Raw genomic sequence first — 18,400 nt, 5'->3', positions numbered from 1 at the left:
GTCCGCCCGCCGCCCATACGGCTGAGCGGCGGGCGGACGGTCGTGCCGAAGGGCGGGGTCAGGCTCCGTCGAACGTCGCCGGGTCCGGACCGATCCGCCGGTCCTCGTTCAGCGCGCTGATCGCCGCGAGGTCCTCGGCGTCCAGGCTGAAGTCGAAGACCTCGATGTTCTCCTTGATCCGCGACGGCGTCACGGACTTCGGGATCACGACATTGCCCAGCTGCAGGTGCCAGCGCAGCACGATCTGGGCCGGGGTGCGGCCGTGCTTCTGCGCGATGGCGACGATCGCCGGGACCTCCAGCAGCCCCTTGCCCTGACCGAGCGGCGACCAGGCCTCGGTGGCGATGCCCTGCTCGGCGTGGTATTCACGGGAGGCGTGCTGCTGCAGGTGCGGGTGCAGCTCGACCTGGTTGACCGCCGGGACGACCGACGTCTCGCCGATCAGCCGACGCAGGTGCTCCGGAAGGAAGTTGGACACGCCGATCGCGCGGACCCGGCCGTCGGCGTAGAGCTTCTCGAAGGCCTTGTAGGTGTCGACGTACGTGTCGCGGGCCGGCAGCGGCCAGTGGATGAGGTACAGGTCGACGTAGTCGAGACCCAGCTTGCCCAGCGACACGTCGAAGGCGCGCAGCGTGGAGTCGTATCCCTGCTCGCCGTTCCAGAGCTTGGTGGTGACGAAGATGTCCTCGCGGGGGATGCCGGCGGCGGCGATGGCCTTGCCGGTGCCCTCCTCGTTGCCGTAGATCGCCGCTGTGTCGATGCTGCGGTACCCGGCCTCCAGCGCGGTGCCGACCGCCTGCTCCGCCTCGTCGTCCGGCACCTGCCAGACGCCGAAGCCCAGCTGGGGCATCTCGACGCCGTTGTTGAGGGTGATCTGGGGGACCTTGCTGCTCACGAGCTCTTGATCCTTACGGTTGTCGTCAGGTGGTACTGACATCGTCAACGATCACGGGCCGCGATGCATTCCTGACCGGAGAATCCGTGGGAATCCGTGGGCCTCAGGCCCGGTACAGCGCCTCGACCTCGTTGGCGTAAGCGTTCTCGATCGCCTTGCGCTTCAGCTTCAGCGACGGCGTGAGCAGTCCGTGCTCCTCGGTGAAGGGCTGGGCGAGGATGCGGAAGGTGCGGATCGACTCGGCCTGTGAGACAAGGGTGTTGGCGGCGACGACGGCGCGTCGCACCTCGGTCTCCAGGTCGGCGTCGCGGACCAGCTGGGCCGGGGTCATCTGGGGCTTGTCGCGCATCATCAGCCAGTGCTCCACGGCCTCCTGGTCGAGGGTGACCAGGGCCGCGATGTAGGGGCGGTCGTTGCCGACGACGATGCACTGGGCGACCAGCGGGTGGTCGCGGACGCGCTCCTCCAGCACGCCCGGCGAGACGCTCTTGCCGCTGGCGGTGACCAGGATCTCCTTCTTGCGGCCGGTGATGGTGAGGTAGCCGTCCTCGTCGAGGGAGCCCAGGTCGCCGGTGGCCAGCCAGCCGTCGTGCAGAGCCGCGTCGGTGGCCTTCTGGTTGTTGAGGTAGCCCTGGAAGATGTTGGCTCCGTGCAGCCAGATCTCGCCGTCGTCCGCGATGTGCACGGTCGTGCCCGGGATGGGCTGGCCCACGGTGCCGTAGCGGGTGCGGTAGGGCGGGTTGGCGGTCGCGGCCGCCGTGGACTCGGTGAGTCCGTACCCCTCGTAGACATGGACGCCGGCGCCCGCGAAGAACAGACCGAGCCGCCGGTCCATGCCCGACCCGCCGGTCATCGCCTGCTTGATGCGGCCGCCCATCGCGGCCCGCATCTTGGAGTAGACGAGCTTGTCGAAGAGCTGGTGCTGCATGCGCAGACCGGCCGACGGGCCGGGGCCGACGCCCCACGCCTTGGCCTCCATGGCGTCCGCGTACTTCACGGCGACCTCGACGGCCTTCTCGAAGGCGCCCGACCTGCCCTCCTTCTCGGCCTTGCGGCGGGCGGCGTTGAAGACCTTCTCGAAGATGTACGGCACGGCCAGGAAGAACGTCGGCTTGAACGCGGCCAGGTCCGGCAGCAGCGCGGCCGCGTTCATCTGCGGCTGGTGGCCGAAGCGGACCTTGCCGCGGATCGCGGCGACCTGCACCATCCGCCCGAAGACGTGCGCGAGCGGCAGGAACAGCAGCGTCGCCGCCTCGTCGCCCTTCTTGGAGTGGAACACCGGCTCCCATCGCTGGATGACCGTGTCCGCCTCGTACATGAAGTTGCCGTGCGAGATGACACAGCCCTTGGGGCGCCCCGTGGTGCCCGAGGTGTAGATGATCGTCGCGATGGAGTCGGGGGTGACCGCCTGCCGGTGGCGGTGGACCACCTCGTCGTCGAGGTGGGCGCCGGCGTCGTACAGCTCCTGCACGGCGCCCGAGTCCAGCTGCCACAGCTGGTGCAGCCGGGGCAGCCGGTCGATGACGGTGGCGATCGTCATCGCGTGGTCCTCGTGCTCGACGACCGCCGCCGAGCACTCGGCGTCGTACAGCGTCCAGAAGCACTGTTCGGCCGAGGAGGTCGGGTAGATCGGCACGACCTGGGCGCCGATCGTCCACAGCGCGTAGTCGAAGAGCGTCCACTCGTACCGCGTACGGGACATGATCGCGACCCGGTCGCCGAACCGGATGCCGCGGGCGAGCAGGCCCTTGGCGAGGGCGAGCACCTCGTCCCGGAACTCGGCGGCGGTGACGTCCCGCCACTGCCCGTCTTCGTCCTTGCGGCCGAGGGCGACATACAGCGGATCCTCCCGCGCATGCTCGAAGACGGCGTCGGCCAGGCCGCCCACCGGCGGTGCCAACGCCAACGGAGGGTTGGTGAACTCGCGCAAACCCCGCTCCCCGCTCCGAATGCCTCGGCTGAAGCTCCGCTCAGCGCGGTGAAAGCTACCCCACCCGCGTTTCGGACGGGAGGGGGCCGGAAATCGACGGGTGCTCAGGTATGCACTGGTCAGTGCGGGAAAATACGCTCACATGGGGAAGGGTCGGACAGAAAACTGACGGTTGAGTAAGTTTCGGGCCCGTAATCTTCACCGAATCTGTACGACCCGATTACCCGGTACGGGCCCTGTCGATCATGTCATCCCCGGCGTGCCGGCGACTGCTGGTTCGTCTCTTCCCTCGCCTCTTCGCCCCTCTCCTCTGTCAGCGTGCGAGGGGCCGAAGCTGTCACTCCGGTTTTTTGTCACGGCCCTCCCGACCAGGCGAGCACCAGCACCCCGGCCACCAGCGCGGTCGACCCCGCCGCCACCGCCACCGCGTCGAGTCCGTCGGCGAAGGCGGAGCGCAGCCTCTCCTCGCCGAACGCGCCGCGCAGCGCACCGGCGCCCCCGCCCGCCAGAGCGTGGGCCGCCTCCCGCGGCAGCGTGTCCTGCATCCGCGAGGTCAGCACCGTGCCCCACAGGGCGATGCCGAGCGCATACCCGAGCTGCCGGAAGGTGTTCACCGCACCGCCCGCCATACCGGCCCGTTCCTGCGGTACGGCGGCCGGCGCGGCGCCCGCGATGCCGGGCGACACCAGCCCCGTACCGACACCCACCAGCACCAGCCCCGGAACCAGGGCCCCCGCCGTCGACCCGGCGTCCAGCCTTCGCCAGCGCCACGGCCGGCCCGTCCAACCTGGTCGCGACCGCCGTCGTCAGAGACACCGCGGGCCTGTACGCCTACCTGAGCGGCCCGCTCGGGCGGTTGGAAGGGGTGCAGCACGTGGAGTCGTCGGTGTTCCTGCGGCGGGTGAAGCAGCTGACGTACCGGCGACACCCCTAACGCCGGTGCAACCGGTCCCCGCCCGCCAAAATCGCCCCCGCCAACGCATCAGCCGCCCCCTGCGCAGCCGTACGCCGCCGCCCGTGCACCAGCACGAAGTCGACCCGCCCCAGCTCCGGCAGCCCCGATCGGTCGGGCACCCGCACCAGACCCGGCGGAATCAGCCCCCGCGAGTGCGCCATCACCCCGAGCCCCGCCCGCGCCGCCGCGACCAGCCCGTTGAGACTGCCGCTCGTGCACACGATCCGCCACTCACGCCCCTGCCGCTCCAGCGCCTCCAACGCAAGCGCCCTGGTAATCCCCGGCGGCGGATAGACGATCAACGGCACCGGACGATCCGGCTCCAGGCGGAGCCTCTCCGCGCCGATCCACACCAGCCGGTCGTGCCAGACCAGCTCGCCCCGAGGATCCTCGGGGCGCCGCTTGGCGAGGACCAGGTCGAGCTTCCCGGCGGCCAGCTGTTCGTGGAGCGTGCCCGAGAGTTCGACCGTCAGCTCCAGGTCGACCTCTGGGTGGTCGTAGCGGAAGCCCTCCAGGATCTCCGGCAGGCGGGTCAGGACGAAGTCCTCGGACGCGCCGAAGCGGAGCCGGCCGCGCAGCCGGGTGCCGGTGAAGAACGCCGTCGCCTGCTCGTGCACCTCCAGGATCCGGCGGGCGAAGCCGAGCATCGCCTCGCCGTCCTCGGTCAGCTCCACGGAGTGGGTGTCCCGGGCGAACAACGGCCGCCCGGTGGCGTCCTCCAGACGCCGCACGTGCTGGCTCACGGTCGACTGACGCAGCCCGAGGCGACGGGCCGCCTGCGTGAAGCTCAACGTCTGGGCCACCGCGAGGAACGTGCGCAGATGGGAGGGGTCGTACACGTCCCCAGGCTACCCGCCGTGATCGCGAAACGTGATGACAGTCAGAGCGGTATGCCGGATTCCCGATCGCTGATCGCCGGAGCACGATGGAGAGGGCACGTCCGTGCCGGGAACCCGAAGTTCGGCGAAGCGACAGCCGAGTACGACAGCGAAGTAGTGGAGCACAGTGAAACGCCTGCGATGGCCGCGTTGGATGCCGATCGACCCGTACATTCTGCTGCTGCTCGGGACCGTGGGCCTCGCGGCCCTCATCCCGGCGCGCGGGACGGCCTCCGACGTGGCGTCCGGCGCCTCCACGGCCGCGATCGCCTTCCTCTTCTTCCTCTACGGCGCCCGGCTGTCCACCCGTGAGGCGCTGGACGGTCTGAAGCACTGGCGGCTCCACGTCACCGTTCTGGCCTGCACCTTCGTCGCCTTCCCACTGCTCGGCCTGGCTGCCCGCGGCCTGGTCCCGGTGCTCCTGACGGACCCGCTCTACCAGGGCCTGCTCTTCCTCACCCTCGTCCCGTCGACCATTCAGTCGTCGATCGCCTTCACCTCGATGGCCCGCGGCAACGTGCCCGCCGCGATCTGCGCGGGCTCCTTCTCCTCCCTCGTCGGCATCGTCCTCACCCCGCTCCTCGCGGCGGCCGTGCTCGGCGGCAGCGGCGGCGGCTTCTCGGCCGACTCGCTTCTCAAGATCGTGCTGCAACTGCTGGTGCCGTTCGTCGCCGGGCAGGTGCTGCGCCGCTGGATCGGGGGCTTCGTCGCCCGGCACAAGAAGGTCCTCGGGCTGGTCGACCGCGGCTCGATCCTGCTGGTCGTCTACACCGCGTTCAGCGAGGGCGTGGTCCAGGGCATCTGGCACCAGGTGAGCCCGATACGGCTGGCCGGCCTGCTCGCCGTCGAGGCCGTGCTGCTGGCCGTCATGCTCGCCCTGACCTGGTACGGCGCCAAGGCGCTGCGCTTCGACCGCGAGGACCGCATCGCGATCCAGTTCGCCGGCTCGAAGAAGTCCCTCGCCTCCGGGCTGCCCATGGCGAGCGTCCTGTTCGGCGCGCACGCCTCGCTGGCCGTGCTGCCGCTGATGCTGTTCCACCAGATGCAGCTGATGGTGTGCGCGGTCATCGCCAAGCGCCGGGCACACGACGCCGAGGCCGACGCCGACACCGACGCCTCGGAGCCCGTCACCGAGTCGGAGCCAGCCGCAGCGTCACGAACCGCGGTCGGTACAGGGACACGTTCCGGTTGAGCTGCGCCGCGGCGCCGCCCGTCTCCAGCCCGTTGACGTCATAGCTGACGACGAGACGTCCGTCGCCGCTCAGCTCGGGGTGCGTCTGCGGGTTGTAGGCGGCGACCTGGCCGCCCTGCGGCAGCGCCGGGCTGAAGTCCTTCGTCGGCCCGTGCCACGGGCCGGTGGGGGAGCAGGCCCAGTACGACGTGACAGTGGTCAGCCCCTCGGTGCCCGCGGCCATCGTGAACAGGACGTACGTCCCCCGCACCCGCACCACCGAGAACGCGCTGCCCACCCCCTTGCGCTCCCCGTCCCCGAGCACCGCGCGCGGCCGGGCGTCCCCGGCCTTGCCCCACGTGGAGCCGTTCCAGTACTGCCAGGCACCCGGCTCGGCCAGCCTGCCCTCGGGTACGCGCGCGACGTAGGCGTGCGAGGCCGGTCGGGACGCGGCCTGCCCGTCGTCGCCGCCGAAGACGTAGGTCCAGCCGTCCTCCTCGACGAGTGTCGTGCCGAACAGGACCCGCCGGGAGGGATCCGGCACCAGCTGCTGGTCGAGGACCTTGACGACCGACTCGACCCGCAGGTCGGGCAGCGAGAGCGTGGCGACCTCGGTGGCGGTGGGCACACCGTAGATCCACGGGGCCTGCCCGGCCGTGCGTACCCACAGCAGCACCCGCAGGACCTGCTCGGACGAGCCGGGGGAGCGGGGCTCGACGCGGGCCGCCACCGGCCAGCGCCACTGGTTCGGGGCCGGGTCGGGGAAGAGCGGGGTGGGCAGGGTGCGCTCCAGGCGTCCGTCGCGCATGACGACCGCCGAGTTGCGCACCAGGGGGCGGCCGTGTCCCGCCAGGTGTGGGACTCGCCGAACGGGTTGGGCGGGGCGTACACCTGGCCGAGGTAGGTGTCCGAGAACAGCCACAGCAGCCGGCCGTCCGGCAGCCGCACCGAGTGGGTGCCGTCGCCGCCGGTCCAGTCGTCGGTGCGGGCGGGGTCGTCGCCGTAGCGGGCGAACTCGGCGGTGAGGCCGTCGTCGGCCTTCCAGGACGCGACCGAGTGCGGGGCACACGTGCCACCGCCCTCCCGTTCGCCGTCGTCCGGGAGGGCGGTGAGCAGCACGGCCCCGAGAACCAGGGCCAGCAGGAGTCCGAGGCCGGTCGCGGTGCGCTGCCGTGCTCGTGTGTCGTCGGGCACGCCCGGGACGTTAGTGGCCTCGGCGCACCTGGTCCATGGGCAGCCACAGGACGGTGCCCGCGGTGGCCGAACCCTTACGGGCGGTGACCCGTGCCGCGGCGTCGATTTCCGCGTCGCCGAGCGCCCGGTTCCACACGTGGACGTCGTCGATCGCGCCGGTGAGGAAGGCCCGGCTGTCCATGCGCTGGCCGACGTGCACGCCGAACGGCGAGTTCCGGCTGACCGAACCGGGCACGTCCGCGGTGCTGATCGCCGTACCGTCCAGGAACAGCGTCAGCCGTCCTCCGCCGCGCCGCAGGGCGAGGTGGTGCCACTCGCCGTCGTTGTGGGCGCCGGTGGCCCACACGGACGCGGTGCGCACGGTCCCGAACCCCTGCCGGGTGGTGATCAGGGCGCGCACCCGGTCGTTGTCGGGCTCGCCGCGCAGCCAGATCTGGGGCTGCGTGGAGCCGATCCCGCCCATCCACAGGAACGGCTGCTCGCCGGCGGTGGCGGAGTAGCGGAAGAACAACGAGGCCGTGAAGTCACCGGTCCCGAGCGGAAGTCGGGACCGATACGGCAGACGTACGGCGTCGTCGTCGCCGTCGAACTCCAGGGCGTCGCCGAACACGCCGTCCGTCTCCTCGGCGCCGCCGAGGACGGTCGCGCGGGGTGCGCCGGGGGCGAGGTCGGCGGTGGTGGGGTCGGGGCCGCGGCGCGGTCCGAGCCAGGCCTCGTCGAAGCGGGCGAAGCGGATCTCGTCGCGCGCGTCGACGGCGCCGCCCTCGTACATCAGGCCCACCGTGGACGCGTCGATGCCCACCATGTCGGAGTAGCCCGACCAGTCCGTGGTCACGACCTTGCCGCGGTCCACGCTGTCCCAGGTGGTGCCGCCGTTCCAGGACGACCGGATCATCATGGTCCGGCGGCGGTCGGGGTCGCCGGGCGCGGACAGCAGGAGGCGGTTGCCCAGGCGGAGCGTGGCGCCCTGGACCTGGGGCGTGTAGAGGTCAGGAAGGTCCCGGAACGGGCCGGTGAAGCTGTCGCCGCCGTCGCGGCTGTACGTCTGGGAGCGGTGGCCGAGGTCGGTGCCGTCCTGCTCCCGGCCGCTGATGAGGATCGTGCCGTCCGTGCGCTCGGTGAGGGTCACTTCGGACGGCTTCTGCCGGAAGGTGCCGTCGGCCGCGGCGATGGGCCAGGAGTCGGTGGCGCCGATCCGCCAGCTGTCGCCGCCGTCGTCGCTGACGATGAGGGCGGCATGGTTGGCGGTGACCCGACTGCCGTCCCAGGTCTCGGTGTTGACGCCGAAGACGAGCCGCCCGGCGTGCTTGCCCCTGGTGAGCTGGATGCCGTGCACGGGGCCGGTGGCGTACCAGGAGTTCCAGTTCGCGGGCAGTATCTCGTCGCTCAGATCGCGCGGTTCGGACCAGGTCCGGCCGTCGTCGTCGCTGTACTGGAGATAAGGGGTGCGCTCGCAGGGGACGGAGCAACTGCCGCTGTCCGTACGGCCCGGGTTGTACGTCTCCGCCAGCAGGATGCGGCCGGTCTCACGGTCCACGATCGGCGCCGGGTTCCCGTGCGTGTCGCCGTCGCCCTCGTTGACGACCTGGAGCGGCCCCCAGGTGCGGCCACCGTCCGTCGACCGCTTGAGAACGATGTCGATGTCGGCGGCGTCACCGCAGTTGAGCACCCGCCCCTCGGCGAACGCCAGCAGCGTGCCGTCCCCGGTCTTCACGATCGCCGGGATCCGGAAGCAGGCGTAGCCGGGGTCCTGGGAGGCCTTGAAGAGCACCTGCTGCTCGAACAGCGGTGCCCGGCCGGCTGGTTGGGATGGCGCCGAACCTAATGTCGCGGCCGTCGCCGTAGTGGCGACGGCCGCGACGAGGGCAGCTCTGAGACGTGCGCGAACTCTTGACGGCATGGTGCGGCCCGCCCTTCATCGTCTGGTCGTGCGTCCAGGCATCTGAACATTCGGACATCCCACGTCCAAAGTGCGCATCACAGACGTTAGTTGGGCTATCGCACACATCACAAGAACCGTGCACGTGTCACCTCACGGATGGAGTACGACTTTCCCTCGGTTGACCCGGGACTCGATCGCCGCATGCGCCTCGGCCGCCTCCTCCAGCCCGAACTCCCCGTGCACGGCGGGCTTCAGCGCGCCTTCGGCGAACAGCTCCCACAGCTCCCTGCGCCACCGCTCGTACAACTCCGGCTCCTCGCGAGCGATGCGCCCCATCTGGAACCCGACGACGGACTTGGCGCCCACGAGAAGGTCGTATGCCTGGACTGTCCCGCCACCCGAGCTGTACGCCACGAGCCGCCCGCCCGGGGCGAGTGCGGCGAGGGCCCGCGTGAGCAGGTCGCCGCCGACCGCGTCGAGGACGTAGTCGACGGGGGCTCCCCAACCGCCCTCCCGGTACGCGACCACGTCGTCGGCGCCGAGGGAGCGCACGAAGTCCGCCTTGGCCGGGTCGGACACGGCGCCCACGACCCGCCCCGCGCCACGGGCCCGCGCGAGCTGCACGGCGAGATGCCCGACACCGCTCGCCGCCGCGGTGACCAGTGCCGCCTCTGCGCGCTCGGCCCGGGCGGCCTCCAGCGCGCCGAGTGCGACCAGGCCGCTGCGGACGAGGGCGACGGCGTCGGTGGCGGTGGCGGTGTCGGGAATCGGGGAGGCCATGGCCTCGTGCAGCAGCGCGTAGTCGGCGTATCCGTGCCCGAAGCACAGGCCGGTCACACGGTCTCCGGTTCGGAAGCGGGTGGCCCCTGCACCCAGGGCCACGACCCTGCCCGCGATCTCGCCGCCCAGCGGGACGGGCTCGGGGGCCTCGGTGACCTTGCGGACGACGGGGAGCGTCACGCCGATCGCCTCGCGGCGGACGAGGAGCTCACCAGGACCCGGTTCAGGGGTGGGGGCCTGCTCCAGGAACAGGGGGCCACCGGTGGACTCGTAGCGGACGCGGCGCATCGCACCTCCAGGAGTCATTGGGAAGACCAACGGTTTCGACGACGACGGCGACGATATCGACCAGTCGTTGGGAAGTCCAATGAAATCCCGGTAGGGTGCCCGCATGGCCGAAGCCCCGCTCCCCGCGATCCGCTCCCTCCCCAGCTGGCTGCTCGGCCGTGCCGCCGCCCGGGGGCGGTCCCTGGTGGCCGAGGCGCTGGCCGCGGAGGGCATGAAGATGTGGCACCACGTGGTGCTCTCCGCCGTCCGCGACCTCGCCCCCGTCGCCCAGGCCGACCTGGGGCGCGGCGTCCAGCTCGACCCCAAGGACCTGGTGGGCATCCTCAACGACCTGCAGTCCGCCGGCCTCGTCGTGCGCGAGCCCGACCCCCGAGACCGCCGCAAGAACGCGGTCTCCCTCACGGACGAGGGCGGACGCCTGCTGACGCGCTGCGAGAAGGCGGCCCGCGAGGCCAACGACGCACTCCTCGCCCCGCTCTCGGCGGCCGAACGTGACCGTTTCATGGACCTGTTGATCCGGATCTCCGGTACGCAGAGCTGACGACGGATAACGTTCCGTCATGACCGCACCACTCGCGCTCGAAGGCGCACGCACCGCCCTTGTGCTCATCGACCTGATGGACCGCATCGTCGCGCTGCCCCTGGAGCCCCGCAAGGGAACCGAAGTCCTCGCGACCTGCGAGGAGTTGGCCACCAGGTTCCGCTCCGCGGGGGCGACCGTCGTCCTCGTCCGCGTCGAACGCCCCTCGGTCGCCGAGCAGCCGCCCGGCAGCGGTCTGGTGGCAGGGCTGCTCAAGGACGGCGACATCGAGATCGTGAAGCGCACGATCGGCGCTTTCCAGGGCACGGGCCTGGATGACCGCCTCCGCGAACGCGGCGTCACCACCCTGGTGTTCGGCGGCATCGCCACCAACCTCGGCGTCGAGTCCACCGCCCGCGCCGCCGGCGACCTGGGCTACGAGCTCGTCTTCGTCGAAGACGCGATGACGGCGTTCACGGCGGCGGAGCACGAGGCTTCGGTGCGGCTCGACTTCCCCAGGCTGGGCTCGGTGGTGCGGGCGTCGGACGTGACCTTCAGGATGTGAGCTTCAAAGCCACCTGAGCCGGCCGACCAGCCCACACCGACACCGGGCAAGGGCCCACCAACTCGCACGGGGCCGACGACACCGGCTGAAAGTGCCCGTAGGCGACCGAGCAGTCAAACACAGCGGGGCCCCTCGCGGCGCAGGGGGCGCTCCCCGCCACTCGGGCCCCGCCGCCGTGCCACGGGGAGCCGGTCAGGCCTGGGCGGCCGCGGTCCGCAGGGCGAGCCGGTGTTCGCCCGCATACACGTTCATGGAGCTGCCCCGCAGGAAGCCCACCAGCGTCAGTCCCGTCTCCGCGGCCAGGTCCACCGCGAGGGACGAGGGCGCCGAGACCGCCGCCAGGACCGGGATGCCGGCCATGACCGCCTTCTGGGCGAGCTCGAAGCTGGCCCGGCCGGAGACGAGGAGGACCGTGCGGGACAGGGGCAGGCCGCCGTTCTGCAAGGCGCGGCCGACCAGCTTGTCGACCGCGTTGTGCCGGCCCACGTCCTCCCGTATGTCCAGCAGCTCGCCGTCCTCGGTGAACAGGGCCGCCGCGTGCAGGCCCCCGGTCCGGTCGAAGACCCGTTGGGCCGCGCGCAGCCGGTCGGGGAGGCATGCGAGCAGGTCGGGGTCGAGCCGGACCGGGGCGCCCTCACCGTCGTCGATGGGCCAGCGGGCCGTCGTACGCACCGCGTCCAGCGACGCCTTGCCGCACAATCCGCAGGACGACGTCGTGTAGACGTTGCGTTCGAGGGTGATGTCGGGGATCGCCACCCCCGGGGCCGTCCTCACGTCCACCACGTTGTATGTGTTCGAGCCGTCCACCGTCGCGCCCGCGCAGTACACGATGTTCTGCAGATCGGCCTGCTCCGCGAGCACCCCCTCGCTCACCAGGAACCCCGCGGCCAGCGCGAAGTCGTCGCCCGGGGTGCGCATGGTGATCGCGAGCGGCTTGCCGTTGAGCCGGATCTCCAGCGGTTCCTCGGCGACCAGCGTGTCCGGGCGGCTGGAGACGGCCCCGTCCCTGATCCGGATCACCTTGCGTCGTTCCGTGACTCGTCCCATGTCCCTGTCCCCACCAGTCCTGATCAGTCCCGGTTCTGTACATGCTGGTAGCCGAAGCGGCCCTTGATGCACAGGTTGCCGTGGGTCACCGGATTGTCGTGCGGCGAGGTGACCTTCACGATCTCATTGTCCTGCACGTGCAGGGTGAGGTTGCAGCCCACACCGCAGTACGCGCACACCGTGGCCGTCTGCGTCTGCGCCGACTCGTCCCAGGTACCCGCCGCCCGCATGTCGAACTCGGACGTGAAGGACAGGGCCCCCGTCGGGCACACCTCGATGCAGTTCCCGCAGTTCCCGCAGTTCCCGCAGTACACGCAGGCCGAACCGGTCCGGTTTCGCCTCGTACTCCTTGATCCACTCGGCGACGTGGGGAGTGGTCGACAAGTCGACCGACGAGGCGAGAAGCTCCAGGACGATCTTGCGGCTGTGCCCGGGCGCGCTCGGTGTCGGTCTTCACCTCCATGCCGGGCTCGGCCTTGCGCGAGCAGGAGGGCACCAGGGTCCGGGCCCCCTCGACCTCGACGACACACACGCGGCAGGCGTTCTTGGGTCGCAGCGTGTCCCCCTCGCACAGGGCAGGGATGTCCTTCCCGGCCGCCCGGCAGGCGCCGAGGATCGTGGAGCCCTCCGTGGCGCGCACGGGCTCCCCGTCGATGGTGAACTCCAGCAGCCGGCGCGGGATCCCCAGCGGTGTCACGGTCATTCGTACGCCCCCAGACGGTCGATGGCGGATTCCACGGCGTTCCACGCGGTCTGCCCCAGGCCGCAGATCGAGGCGTCCCGCATCGCGCGGCCGACCTCCCTGCGCAGGGCGATGTCATCGGCGGCCGCCGCACCCGTGCGCTCCACGATCCGGTGCAGCGCTTCCTCCTGCCGTACGGTCCCGACCCGGCACGGCACGCACTGCCCGCAGGACTCGTCGCGGAAGAACTCGGCGATGCGCAGCAGCAGCCGGGGCAGCGGGACCGTGCGTCGAAGGCCATGACCACGCCCGAGCCGAGAGCCGTGCCCGCCGTCCGCGTGCCTTCGAACGTGAGCGGGATGTCCAGCTCGTCGGGCCGTACGAAGCCGCCCGCCGCACCGCCCAGCAGCACCGCCCGCAGCCCGTCCCGCACTCCGGCGAGCTCCAGCAGCTCACCGAGCGTCGCGCCGAAGGGGAGTTCGTAGATGCCGGGCCGGTCCACGCTGCCCGACACGCAGAAACAGCTTCGGCCCGGTGGACTTCGCGGTGCCGATCGCCGCGTAGGCCGGTGCCCCCATCGTCAGGATGGGCAACACATTGACCAGCGTCTCCACGTTGTTCTCCACCGTCGGCTTGCCGAACAGCCCTTTCTCCACCGGAAACGGCGGCTTCGAGCGCGGCTCGCCCCGGTAACCCTCGAGGGAGTTGAACAGGGCCGTCTCCTCGCCGCAGATGTACGCGCCCGCGCCGCGCCGGACCTCGATGTCGAAGGCGTAGCCCTGCCCGAGGATGTCGTCCCCGAGCAGTCCACGCGCGCGTGCCTGCGCGAGGGCGTGTTCCAGGCGGTGCAGGGCGCGTGGGTACTCGCCGCGCAACCGGGCCGACGTCGGCCGGGTCGTCGGTGGCGTGGGCGCGGGCGGTGAAGTCGCCGCGCGGACTGAGCACCCGCACCCCGTGCTGCCTCATGGCCGCCAGATGCGGTCCACGGGCGATGAGGTGCACGTCGGCGCCCGCGCGATGCAGCGCGGCTCCGACGTAGGCGCCGATGGCACCGGCGCCGAGGACTGCAACTTTCACTTCGGAACGCTCCGTTCGGTCGAGGGAGTACCGCGGAGGTGGCTGGGAAGTGCCGACTGGCTCGGAAGTACTGACTGGCTCGGAAGTACCGATTGGCAGGGAAGTGCCGATTGGCTGGGAAGTACCGATTGGCTGGGAAGTTGCCGCCGAATCTTGTCGACGAAATATTGTCTACAGTATGGATGCGGGGTCAGCAAGGGTTCGCGCACGACGTTCGACCGTTCGTCGCGCCCGGCATACCGTTCATCGCATACCGTCGACGCGCCGCCTTCTCAACTCTCCCGCTGCTCCCTACCGTTCGGGATCATGAGTCCCCCTGTCGCTCCCCCGGGATGGAGCCGCTGGCTGGTTCCGCCCGCCGCTCTGTCGGTCCATCTGTCCATCGGCCAGGCCTACGCCTGGAGCGTGTTCAAGCCCCCGCTCGAGTCCGCGCTCGGCCTCAGCGGCACCCAGAGCGCGCTGCCGTTCCAGCTCGGCATCGTCATGCTCGGCCTGTCGGCCGCGTTCGGTGGCACGCTGGTGGAGCGCAACGGGCCGCGCTGGGCGATGACCGTCGCCCTCATCTGCTTCTCGTCCGGCTTCCTGCTCTCCGCGCTGGGCGCGGCCACCGAGCAGTACTGGCTGATCGTCCTCGGCTACGGCTTCGTCGGCGGGATCGGCCTCGGCATCGGCTACATCTCGCCGGTCTCGACGCTGATCAAGTGGTTCCCGGACCGGCCCGGCATGGCCACCGGCATCGCCATCATGGGCTTCGGCGGCGGCGCGCTCATCGCCTCGCCCTGGTCGGCACAGATGCTGGAGTCGTTCGGCGCCGACAGCTCCGGGATCGCGCTGGCGTTCCTGGTGCACGGGCTGTCGTACGCCGTCTTCATGCTGCTCGGCGTGCTGCTGGTCCGGGTGCCGCGCACCGAGAAGCCGGTCGGTGACGGGCCCAGCGTCTTCGACGGACCGCAGGTGTCCGCCCGCAACGCCGTGCGCACGCCGCAGTTCTGGTGCCTGTGGATCGTGCTCTGCATGAACGTGACCGCGGGCATCGGCATCCTGGAGAAGGCCGCGCCGATGATCACGGACTTCTTCGCGAACACCTCGACAACGGTGTCGACGTCGGCCGCCGCCGGCTTCGTCGCCCTGCTGTCCGCCGCCAACATGGCGGGCCGGATCGGCTGGTCGTCGACCTCCGACCTGATCGGACGCAAGAACATCTACCGTCTGTACCTGGGCGTCGGCGCCCTCATGTACGGGCTGATCGCGCTGGCCGGCGACTCGTCGAAGCCGCTGTTCATCCTGTGCGCGCTGGTGATCCTGTCCTTCTACGGCGGCGGCTTCGCCACGATCCCCGCCTACCTGAAGGACCTCTTCGGGACCTACCAGGTCGGCGCCATCCACGGACGGCTGCTCACCGCCTGGTCCACGGCCGGCGTCCTTGGCCCGCTGATCGTCAACTGGATCGCCGACCGGCAGGAGGAGGCCGGCAAGGACGGCTCGTCCCTGTACACGATGTCCCTGTTCATCATGATCGGGCTGCTCGCCGTCGGCTTCGTCGCCAACGAACTCGTCCGGCCCGTCCACCCCCGCCACCACATCCCCACCCCCGAGTCGAAGGAGGCCCCAGATGTCCAGCGACAGCAGCCCGCCTAGCCGACGGGGGCTCATCGCCTTCGCCTGGGTGTGGGTGGGAGTGCCGCTCGTCTACGGGCTGTACGAACTCGTACAGAAGGCGACGCAGTTGTTCACCGGATGAGGAACTGATGTCGGACACATGAGGACGGTGGGCCGCGCGGTGCGGCAGTCGTCGTTCCCGAAAACGTGAATCCTGTTGTCGGGGCGGGCTGCCGCGGTGCCCGCGCGGGCCGCCGCCCTGGGGTGTTTCCTTTCGCAGGTTCTGCTCTGCGTGGTGATCTGGGTGGCGGTCAGGATCCTGTCGGGGGAGGAGCAGGTCCTTTCGGATGTCGGCCCGGGCTTTCTGACCATCGCGACCGTTGTCGTCCTCGGCACGCTCGTCGTCGCCACCGCGAAACTTCTCAGTGTTCTGCTGACGCGATCGACAATCCGCAGGCCGCTTTCAGTACGCAGGTCGAGAACTTCCATCTCGGCGACAGGATTCAGCAATTCGGCGACCGGGACGTGGGCAAGGTGGCCTGAATGTGAATGGGGAAGGCGGCGCGATGAGTGGCGGCATTCACTTCGGTGACGACGTCACCCAGTTCGGTGACCACAATGTCGGCATGATCAAGAACCAGGCTCCGGTGGACCCCCGCACCGCACTGCGGGAGACGGTCGCGGCCGTGCGGGTTCTCAGGGGTGAGCTGTCGCCCGCCGATCTGCAGGTCGTCGACGAGTCGCTGGGCGCCGTCGGAGACGGCGAGAACGTCGACCGCGGGACACTGCGCCGTGCGCTCGGCGCCATCGCGGGAGTCGCCGCCATGGTCGATCAGGTCGGGTTTCCCGTGCTCGATGCGGTGCGCCGGGCGACGGCGGCCCTCGGCATGTGACAGCGTGCGTCCCAGGTGGTGCCGCACGCGGTGAGGCGGCTTCCCGTACGGGGAGGGGCTGACTGCCAGGACGGATGCCCCGACTGCCGGCACGGATGGTCCGACTGCTATGACGTGCGACGGCCTGAGGGAAATCAACAACCCCGGGGTCCCAATCCTGTGCCATCACCTGCACCGCTACTCGTGAGTCACTGATCAGACTGGTGAATCCCGCTACCCAAGGCAACGAGGGGGATCCACTCATGAACGGCTCGCGCATCGCCGCTGTCGGCCACTACCAGCCCGCCAAGGTACTCACCAACGAGGACCTGGCCGGCATGGTGGCCACCAGTGACGAGTGGATCACGAGCCGGGTGGGCATCCGTACGCGCCACATCGCCGGGCCCGACGAGCCGGTCGACGAACTGGCCTCGCACGCCGCCGCCAAGGCGCTCGCGGCGGCGGGCCTCGCGCCCGGCGACATCGACCTGGTCCTGGTCGCCACCTCCACCGCCATCGACCGCTCCCCGAACATGGCCGCCCGGGTCGCGGCCCGGCTCGGCATCCCGTCGCCCGCCGCGATGGACATCAACGTCGTCTGCGCGGGCTTCACCCACGCCCTGGCCACCGCCGACCACGCGGTCCGCGCGGGCGCGGCGGCCCGGGCCCTGGTGATCGGCGCCGACAAGATGTCCGACGTGACCGACTGGAGTGACCGTACGACCTGTGTGCTGGTCGGGGACGGGGCCGGCGCGGCCGTCGTGGAGGCGTCCCAGGAGGCCGCCATCGGGCCCGTGTTGTGGGGTTCGGTGCCCGAGATGGGGCACGCGGTGCGTATCGAAGGACAGCCCGCGAGGTTCGCGCAGGAGGGGCAGAGCGTCTACCGCTGGGCGACGACGCAGTTGCCGGCCATCGCCCGCCGGGCCTGCGAGCGGGCGGGCCTCGGGCCGGAGGACCTCGCCGGAGTCGTCCTGCACCAGGCCAACCTGCGCATCATCGAGCCCCTCGCCGTCAAGCTCGGCGCCGTCAACGCCGTGGTCGCGCGCGATGTCTCGGAGTCCGGGAACACCTCGGCGGCGAGCATTCCGCTGGCGCTCTCCAAGCTCGTGGAGCAGGGGCGGATCTCGTCCGGGGATCCGGTACTGCTCTTCGGGTTCGGGGGGAACCTGTCGTACGCGGGTCAGGTCGTCCGCTGTCCCTGACCCTTGTTGCCCCGTGTCACCCCTTCGTGTGACGAGGCCAACTCCCTGGTCTCCTGGTCTTTGTGCGCCGTAGACTGTAGACGAAAGACAATCGATACTGGCTTTCCAGGACGGCCGGCTACCGGATGCAGTCGCCGCCCGGTGTTCGCCCAGGAGGGGGACCGATGTTGTCGACAGGACTGCCGCAGGGTGCGGTGCCCAAGCTCGAACGGCCCGGTCCGCTGCGCGACCGCGTCTGCGAGGCGCTGCTCGAACTCATCACCACCCGCGCCCTCCAGCCCGGCCAGCACCTGGTCGAGAGCGAACTGGCAGGCCACCTCGGTGTGTCCCGGCAGCCGGTGCGCGAGGCGCTGCAGCGGCTGAACACCGAGGGCTGGGTCGATCTGCGGCCCGCGCAGGGCGCGTTCGTGCACGAGCCGACGGAGGAGGAGGCCGACCAGCTGCTCACCGTCCGCACGCTCCTGGAGGCCGAGGCCGCCCGGCTCGCCGCCGCCCACGCCGACAGCGCCGGCATCGCGGTCCTGGAGTCGCTGTGCGCGGAGGGCGAGAAGGCCGTCGCCGCCGACGACGTGGACGCGGCCGTCGCCCTCAACGCCCGCTTCCACGCGAAGATCATGGAACTCGCGGGCAACGCGGTCCTCGCCGAGCTCGCCGCACAGGTCGACCGCCGCGTCCGCTGGTACTACACCCCCGTCGCCCGCCAGCGCGGGCAGCAGTCCTGGACCGAGCATCGCGGCATGATCGCCGCGATCACCGAGCGGGACGAGCAGCGGGCCACGGAACTGATGCGCGAGCACACGGAGCACACGCGGCGGTCGTATCACGCACGGCAGCGGTCGTAGTCCCGAGAGGTCCTTTCGGAA

The 18,400-nt window shown here is 70.6% G+C and carries 14 protein-coding genes and 6 pseudogenes; 9 read left to right on the top strand and 11 right to left on the bottom strand.

The window, feature by feature from the left end:
• Positions 1–58: 58 nt before the first annotated feature.
• The 3 genes and pseudogenes from QQM39_RS05500 to QQM39_RS05490 all read right to left on the bottom strand — a co-directional run.
• Complete coding sequence (locus tag QQM39_RS05500; RefSeq protein WP_301995490.1) at positions 59–895, bottom strand: aldo/keto reductase; 837 nt, start codon at positions 893–895, stop codon at positions 59–61.
• 103 nt (positions 896–998) lie between these two features.
• Positions 999–2,825 carry a long-chain fatty acid--CoA ligase gene (locus tag QQM39_RS05495; protein ID WP_301995489.1) on the bottom strand — a complete coding sequence of 609 codons (1,827 nt, stop codon included), beginning with the start codon at positions 2,823–2,825 and terminating at the stop codon, positions 999–1,001.
• Positions 2,826–3,178: 353 nt separating this feature from the next.
• Positions 3,179–3,580, bottom strand: a pseudogene (locus QQM39_RS05490) (MFS transporter); the annotation flags it as partial.
• On the opposite strand from QQM39_RS05490, the pseudogene QQM39_RS05485 reads away from it, so the two are divergent.
• Positions 3,580–3,759: pseudogene (locus QQM39_RS05485) on the top strand (Lrp/AsnC ligand binding domain-containing protein); the annotation flags it as partial. The pseudogenes QQM39_RS05490 and QQM39_RS05485 overlap by 1 nt on opposite strands.
• On the opposite strand, the gene QQM39_RS05480 reads toward QQM39_RS05485, so the two are convergent.
• Positions 3,756–4,619 carry a LysR substrate-binding domain-containing protein gene (locus QQM39_RS05480; RefSeq protein ID WP_301995488.1) on the bottom strand — a complete coding sequence of 288 codons (864 nt, stop codon included), beginning with the start codon at positions 4,617–4,619 and terminating at the stop codon, positions 3,756–3,758. The pseudogene QQM39_RS05485 and the gene QQM39_RS05480 sit on opposite strands and share 4 nt — an antisense overlap.
• Positions 4,620–4,812: 193 nt before the next feature.
• Here QQM39_RS05480 and QQM39_RS05475 point away from each other — a divergent pair, with 193 nt between their 5' ends.
• Positions 4,813–5,850, top strand: coding sequence for a bile acid:sodium symporter family protein (locus tag QQM39_RS05475; RefSeq protein ID WP_301995487.1), 1,038 nt, complete (start codon positions 4,813–4,815; stop codon positions 5,848–5,850).
• On the opposite strand, the pseudogene QQM39_RS05470 reads toward QQM39_RS05475, so the two are convergent.
• The 3 genes and pseudogenes from QQM39_RS05470 to QQM39_RS05460 form a co-directional block, all read right to left on the bottom strand.
• Positions 5,786–7,023, bottom strand: a pseudogene (locus QQM39_RS05470) (DUF4185 domain-containing protein). The gene QQM39_RS05475 and the pseudogene QQM39_RS05470 sit on opposite strands and share 65 nt — an antisense overlap.
• Before the next feature lie 10 nt (positions 7,024–7,033).
• A complete protein-coding gene (locus QQM39_RS05465) occupies positions 7,034–8,923 on the bottom strand; it encodes a sialidase family protein (protein ID WP_301995486.1) in 1,890 nt (629 codons plus the stop codon).
• Positions 8,924–9,055: 132 nt separating this feature from the next.
• Positions 9,056–9,973: a zinc-binding dehydrogenase gene (locus QQM39_RS05460; protein WP_301995485.1), complete on the bottom strand. Its 918-nt coding sequence runs from the start codon at positions 9,971–9,973 to the stop codon at positions 9,056–9,058.
• A 103-nt stretch (positions 9,974–10,076) separates the two neighbouring features.
• On the opposite strand from QQM39_RS05460, the gene QQM39_RS05455 reads away from it, so the two are divergent.
• Both QQM39_RS05455 and QQM39_RS05450 read left to right on the top strand, forming a co-directional pair.
• Positions 10,077–10,514, top strand: coding sequence for a MarR family winged helix-turn-helix transcriptional regulator (locus QQM39_RS05455; protein WP_301995484.1), 438 nt, complete (start codon positions 10,077–10,079; stop codon positions 10,512–10,514).
• A 19-nt stretch (positions 10,515–10,533) separates the two neighbouring features.
• Positions 10,534–11,058, top strand: coding sequence for an isochorismatase family protein (locus tag QQM39_RS05450; RefSeq protein ID WP_301995483.1), 525 nt, complete (start codon positions 10,534–10,536; stop codon positions 11,056–11,058).
• Positions 11,059–11,250: 192 nt separating this feature from the next.
• Here QQM39_RS05450 and fdhD read toward each other — a convergent pair whose 3' ends face one another.
• From fdhD to QQM39_RS05430, 4 genes and pseudogenes are all read right to left on the bottom strand, one after another.
• Positions 11,251–12,105: a formate dehydrogenase accessory sulfurtransferase FdhD gene (fdhD, locus tag QQM39_RS05445; RefSeq protein WP_301995482.1), complete on the bottom strand. Its 855-nt coding sequence runs from the start codon at positions 12,103–12,105 to the stop codon at positions 11,251–11,253.
• A 23-nt stretch (positions 12,106–12,128) separates the two neighbouring features.
• Positions 12,129–12,808: pseudogene (locus QQM39_RS05440) on the bottom strand (2Fe-2S iron-sulfur cluster-binding protein).
• Positions 12,805–13,662: pseudogene (locus QQM39_RS05435) on the bottom strand (NADH-ubiquinone oxidoreductase-F iron-sulfur binding region domain-containing protein); the annotation flags it as partial. The pseudogenes QQM39_RS05440 and QQM39_RS05435, both read right to left, overlap by 4 nt.
• Positions 13,661–13,864 (bottom strand): annotated as a pseudogene (locus QQM39_RS05430) (ketopantoate reductase family protein); the annotation flags it as partial. The pseudogenes QQM39_RS05430 and QQM39_RS05435, both read right to left, overlap by 2 nt.
• Before the next feature lie 306 nt (positions 13,865–14,170).
• On the opposite strand from QQM39_RS05430, the gene QQM39_RS05425 reads away from it, so the two are divergent.
• From QQM39_RS05425 to QQM39_RS05405, 5 genes are all read left to right on the top strand, one after another.
• The gene (locus QQM39_RS05425) at positions 14,171–15,502 is read left to right on the top strand and encodes an OFA family MFS transporter (RefSeq protein WP_301995481.1); all 1,332 of its coding nucleotides are present in this window, start codon (positions 14,171–14,173) and stop codon (positions 15,500–15,502) included.
• Positions 15,477–15,605, top strand: a complete 129-nt coding sequence (locus tag QQM39_RS05420; protein ID WP_301995480.1) for a hypothetical protein — start codon at positions 15,477–15,479, stop codon at positions 15,603–15,605. Before QQM39_RS05425 ends, QQM39_RS05420 begins: the two co-directional genes overlap by 26 nt.
• A 424-nt stretch (positions 15,606–16,029) precedes the next feature.
• Positions 16,030–16,356 carry a hypothetical protein gene (locus QQM39_RS05415; RefSeq protein WP_301995479.1) on the top strand — a complete coding sequence of 109 codons (327 nt, stop codon included), beginning with the start codon at positions 16,030–16,032 and terminating at the stop codon, positions 16,354–16,356.
• Positions 16,357–16,598: 242 nt separating this feature from the next.
• A complete protein-coding gene (locus QQM39_RS05410) occupies positions 16,599–17,537 on the top strand; it encodes a beta-ketoacyl-ACP synthase III (protein WP_301995478.1) in 939 nt (312 codons plus the stop codon).
• 164 nt (positions 17,538–17,701) lie between these two features.
• Positions 17,702–18,379, top strand: coding sequence for a GntR family transcriptional regulator (locus QQM39_RS05405; protein ID WP_301995477.1), 678 nt, complete (start codon positions 17,702–17,704; stop codon positions 18,377–18,379).
• Positions 18,380–18,400: the final 21 nt, after the last annotated feature.

The organism is Streptomyces sp. DT2A-34 (assembly GCF_030499515.1).
In the GTDB taxonomy this organism is placed as follows: Bacteria; Actinomycetota; Actinomycetes; order Streptomycetales; family Streptomycetaceae; genus Streptomyces.
Note: the sequence above shows the minus strand (reverse complement) of the source record. Positions and strands in the feature narration are given on the sequence as shown.

Excerpts from the sequence above, each read along its gene's own strand:
- QQM39_RS05475 (WP_301995487.1), top strand. The coding sequence starts at position 4,813 with ATGCCGATCGACCCGTACATTCTGCTGCTGCTCGGGACCGTGGGCCTC.
- QQM39_RS05465 (WP_301995486.1), bottom strand. The coding sequence starts at position 8,923 with ATGCCGTCAAGAGTTCGCGCACGTCTCAGAGCTGCCCTCGTCGCGGCC.
- QQM39_RS05460 (WP_301995485.1), bottom strand. The coding sequence starts at position 9,973 with ATGCGCCGCGTCCGCTACGAGTCCACCGGTGGCCCCCTGTTCCTGGAG.
- QQM39_RS05455 (WP_301995484.1), top strand. The coding sequence starts at position 10,077 with ATGGCCGAAGCCCCGCTCCCCGCGATCCGCTCCCTCCCCAGCTGGCTG.
- QQM39_RS05450 (WP_301995483.1), top strand. The coding sequence starts at position 10,534 with ATGACCGCACCACTCGCGCTCGAAGGCGCACGCACCGCCCTTGTGCTC.
- fdhD (WP_301995482.1), bottom strand. The coding sequence starts at position 12,105 with ATGGGACGAGTCACGGAACGACGCAAGGTGATCCGGATCAGGGACGGG.
- QQM39_RS05425 (WP_301995481.1), top strand. The coding sequence starts at position 14,171 with ATGAGTCCCCCTGTCGCTCCCCCGGGATGGAGCCGCTGGCTGGTTCCG.
- QQM39_RS05420 (WP_301995480.1), top strand. The coding sequence starts at position 15,477 with ATGTCCAGCGACAGCAGCCCGCCTAGCCGACGGGGGCTCATCGCCTTC.
- QQM39_RS05415 (WP_301995479.1), top strand. The coding sequence starts at position 16,030 with ATGAGTGGCGGCATTCACTTCGGTGACGACGTCACCCAGTTCGGTGAC.
- QQM39_RS05410 (WP_301995478.1), top strand. The coding sequence starts at position 16,599 with ATGAACGGCTCGCGCATCGCCGCTGTCGGCCACTACCAGCCCGCCAAG.
- QQM39_RS05405 (WP_301995477.1), top strand. The coding sequence starts at position 17,702 with ATGTTGTCGACAGGACTGCCGCAGGGTGCGGTGCCCAAGCTCGAACGG.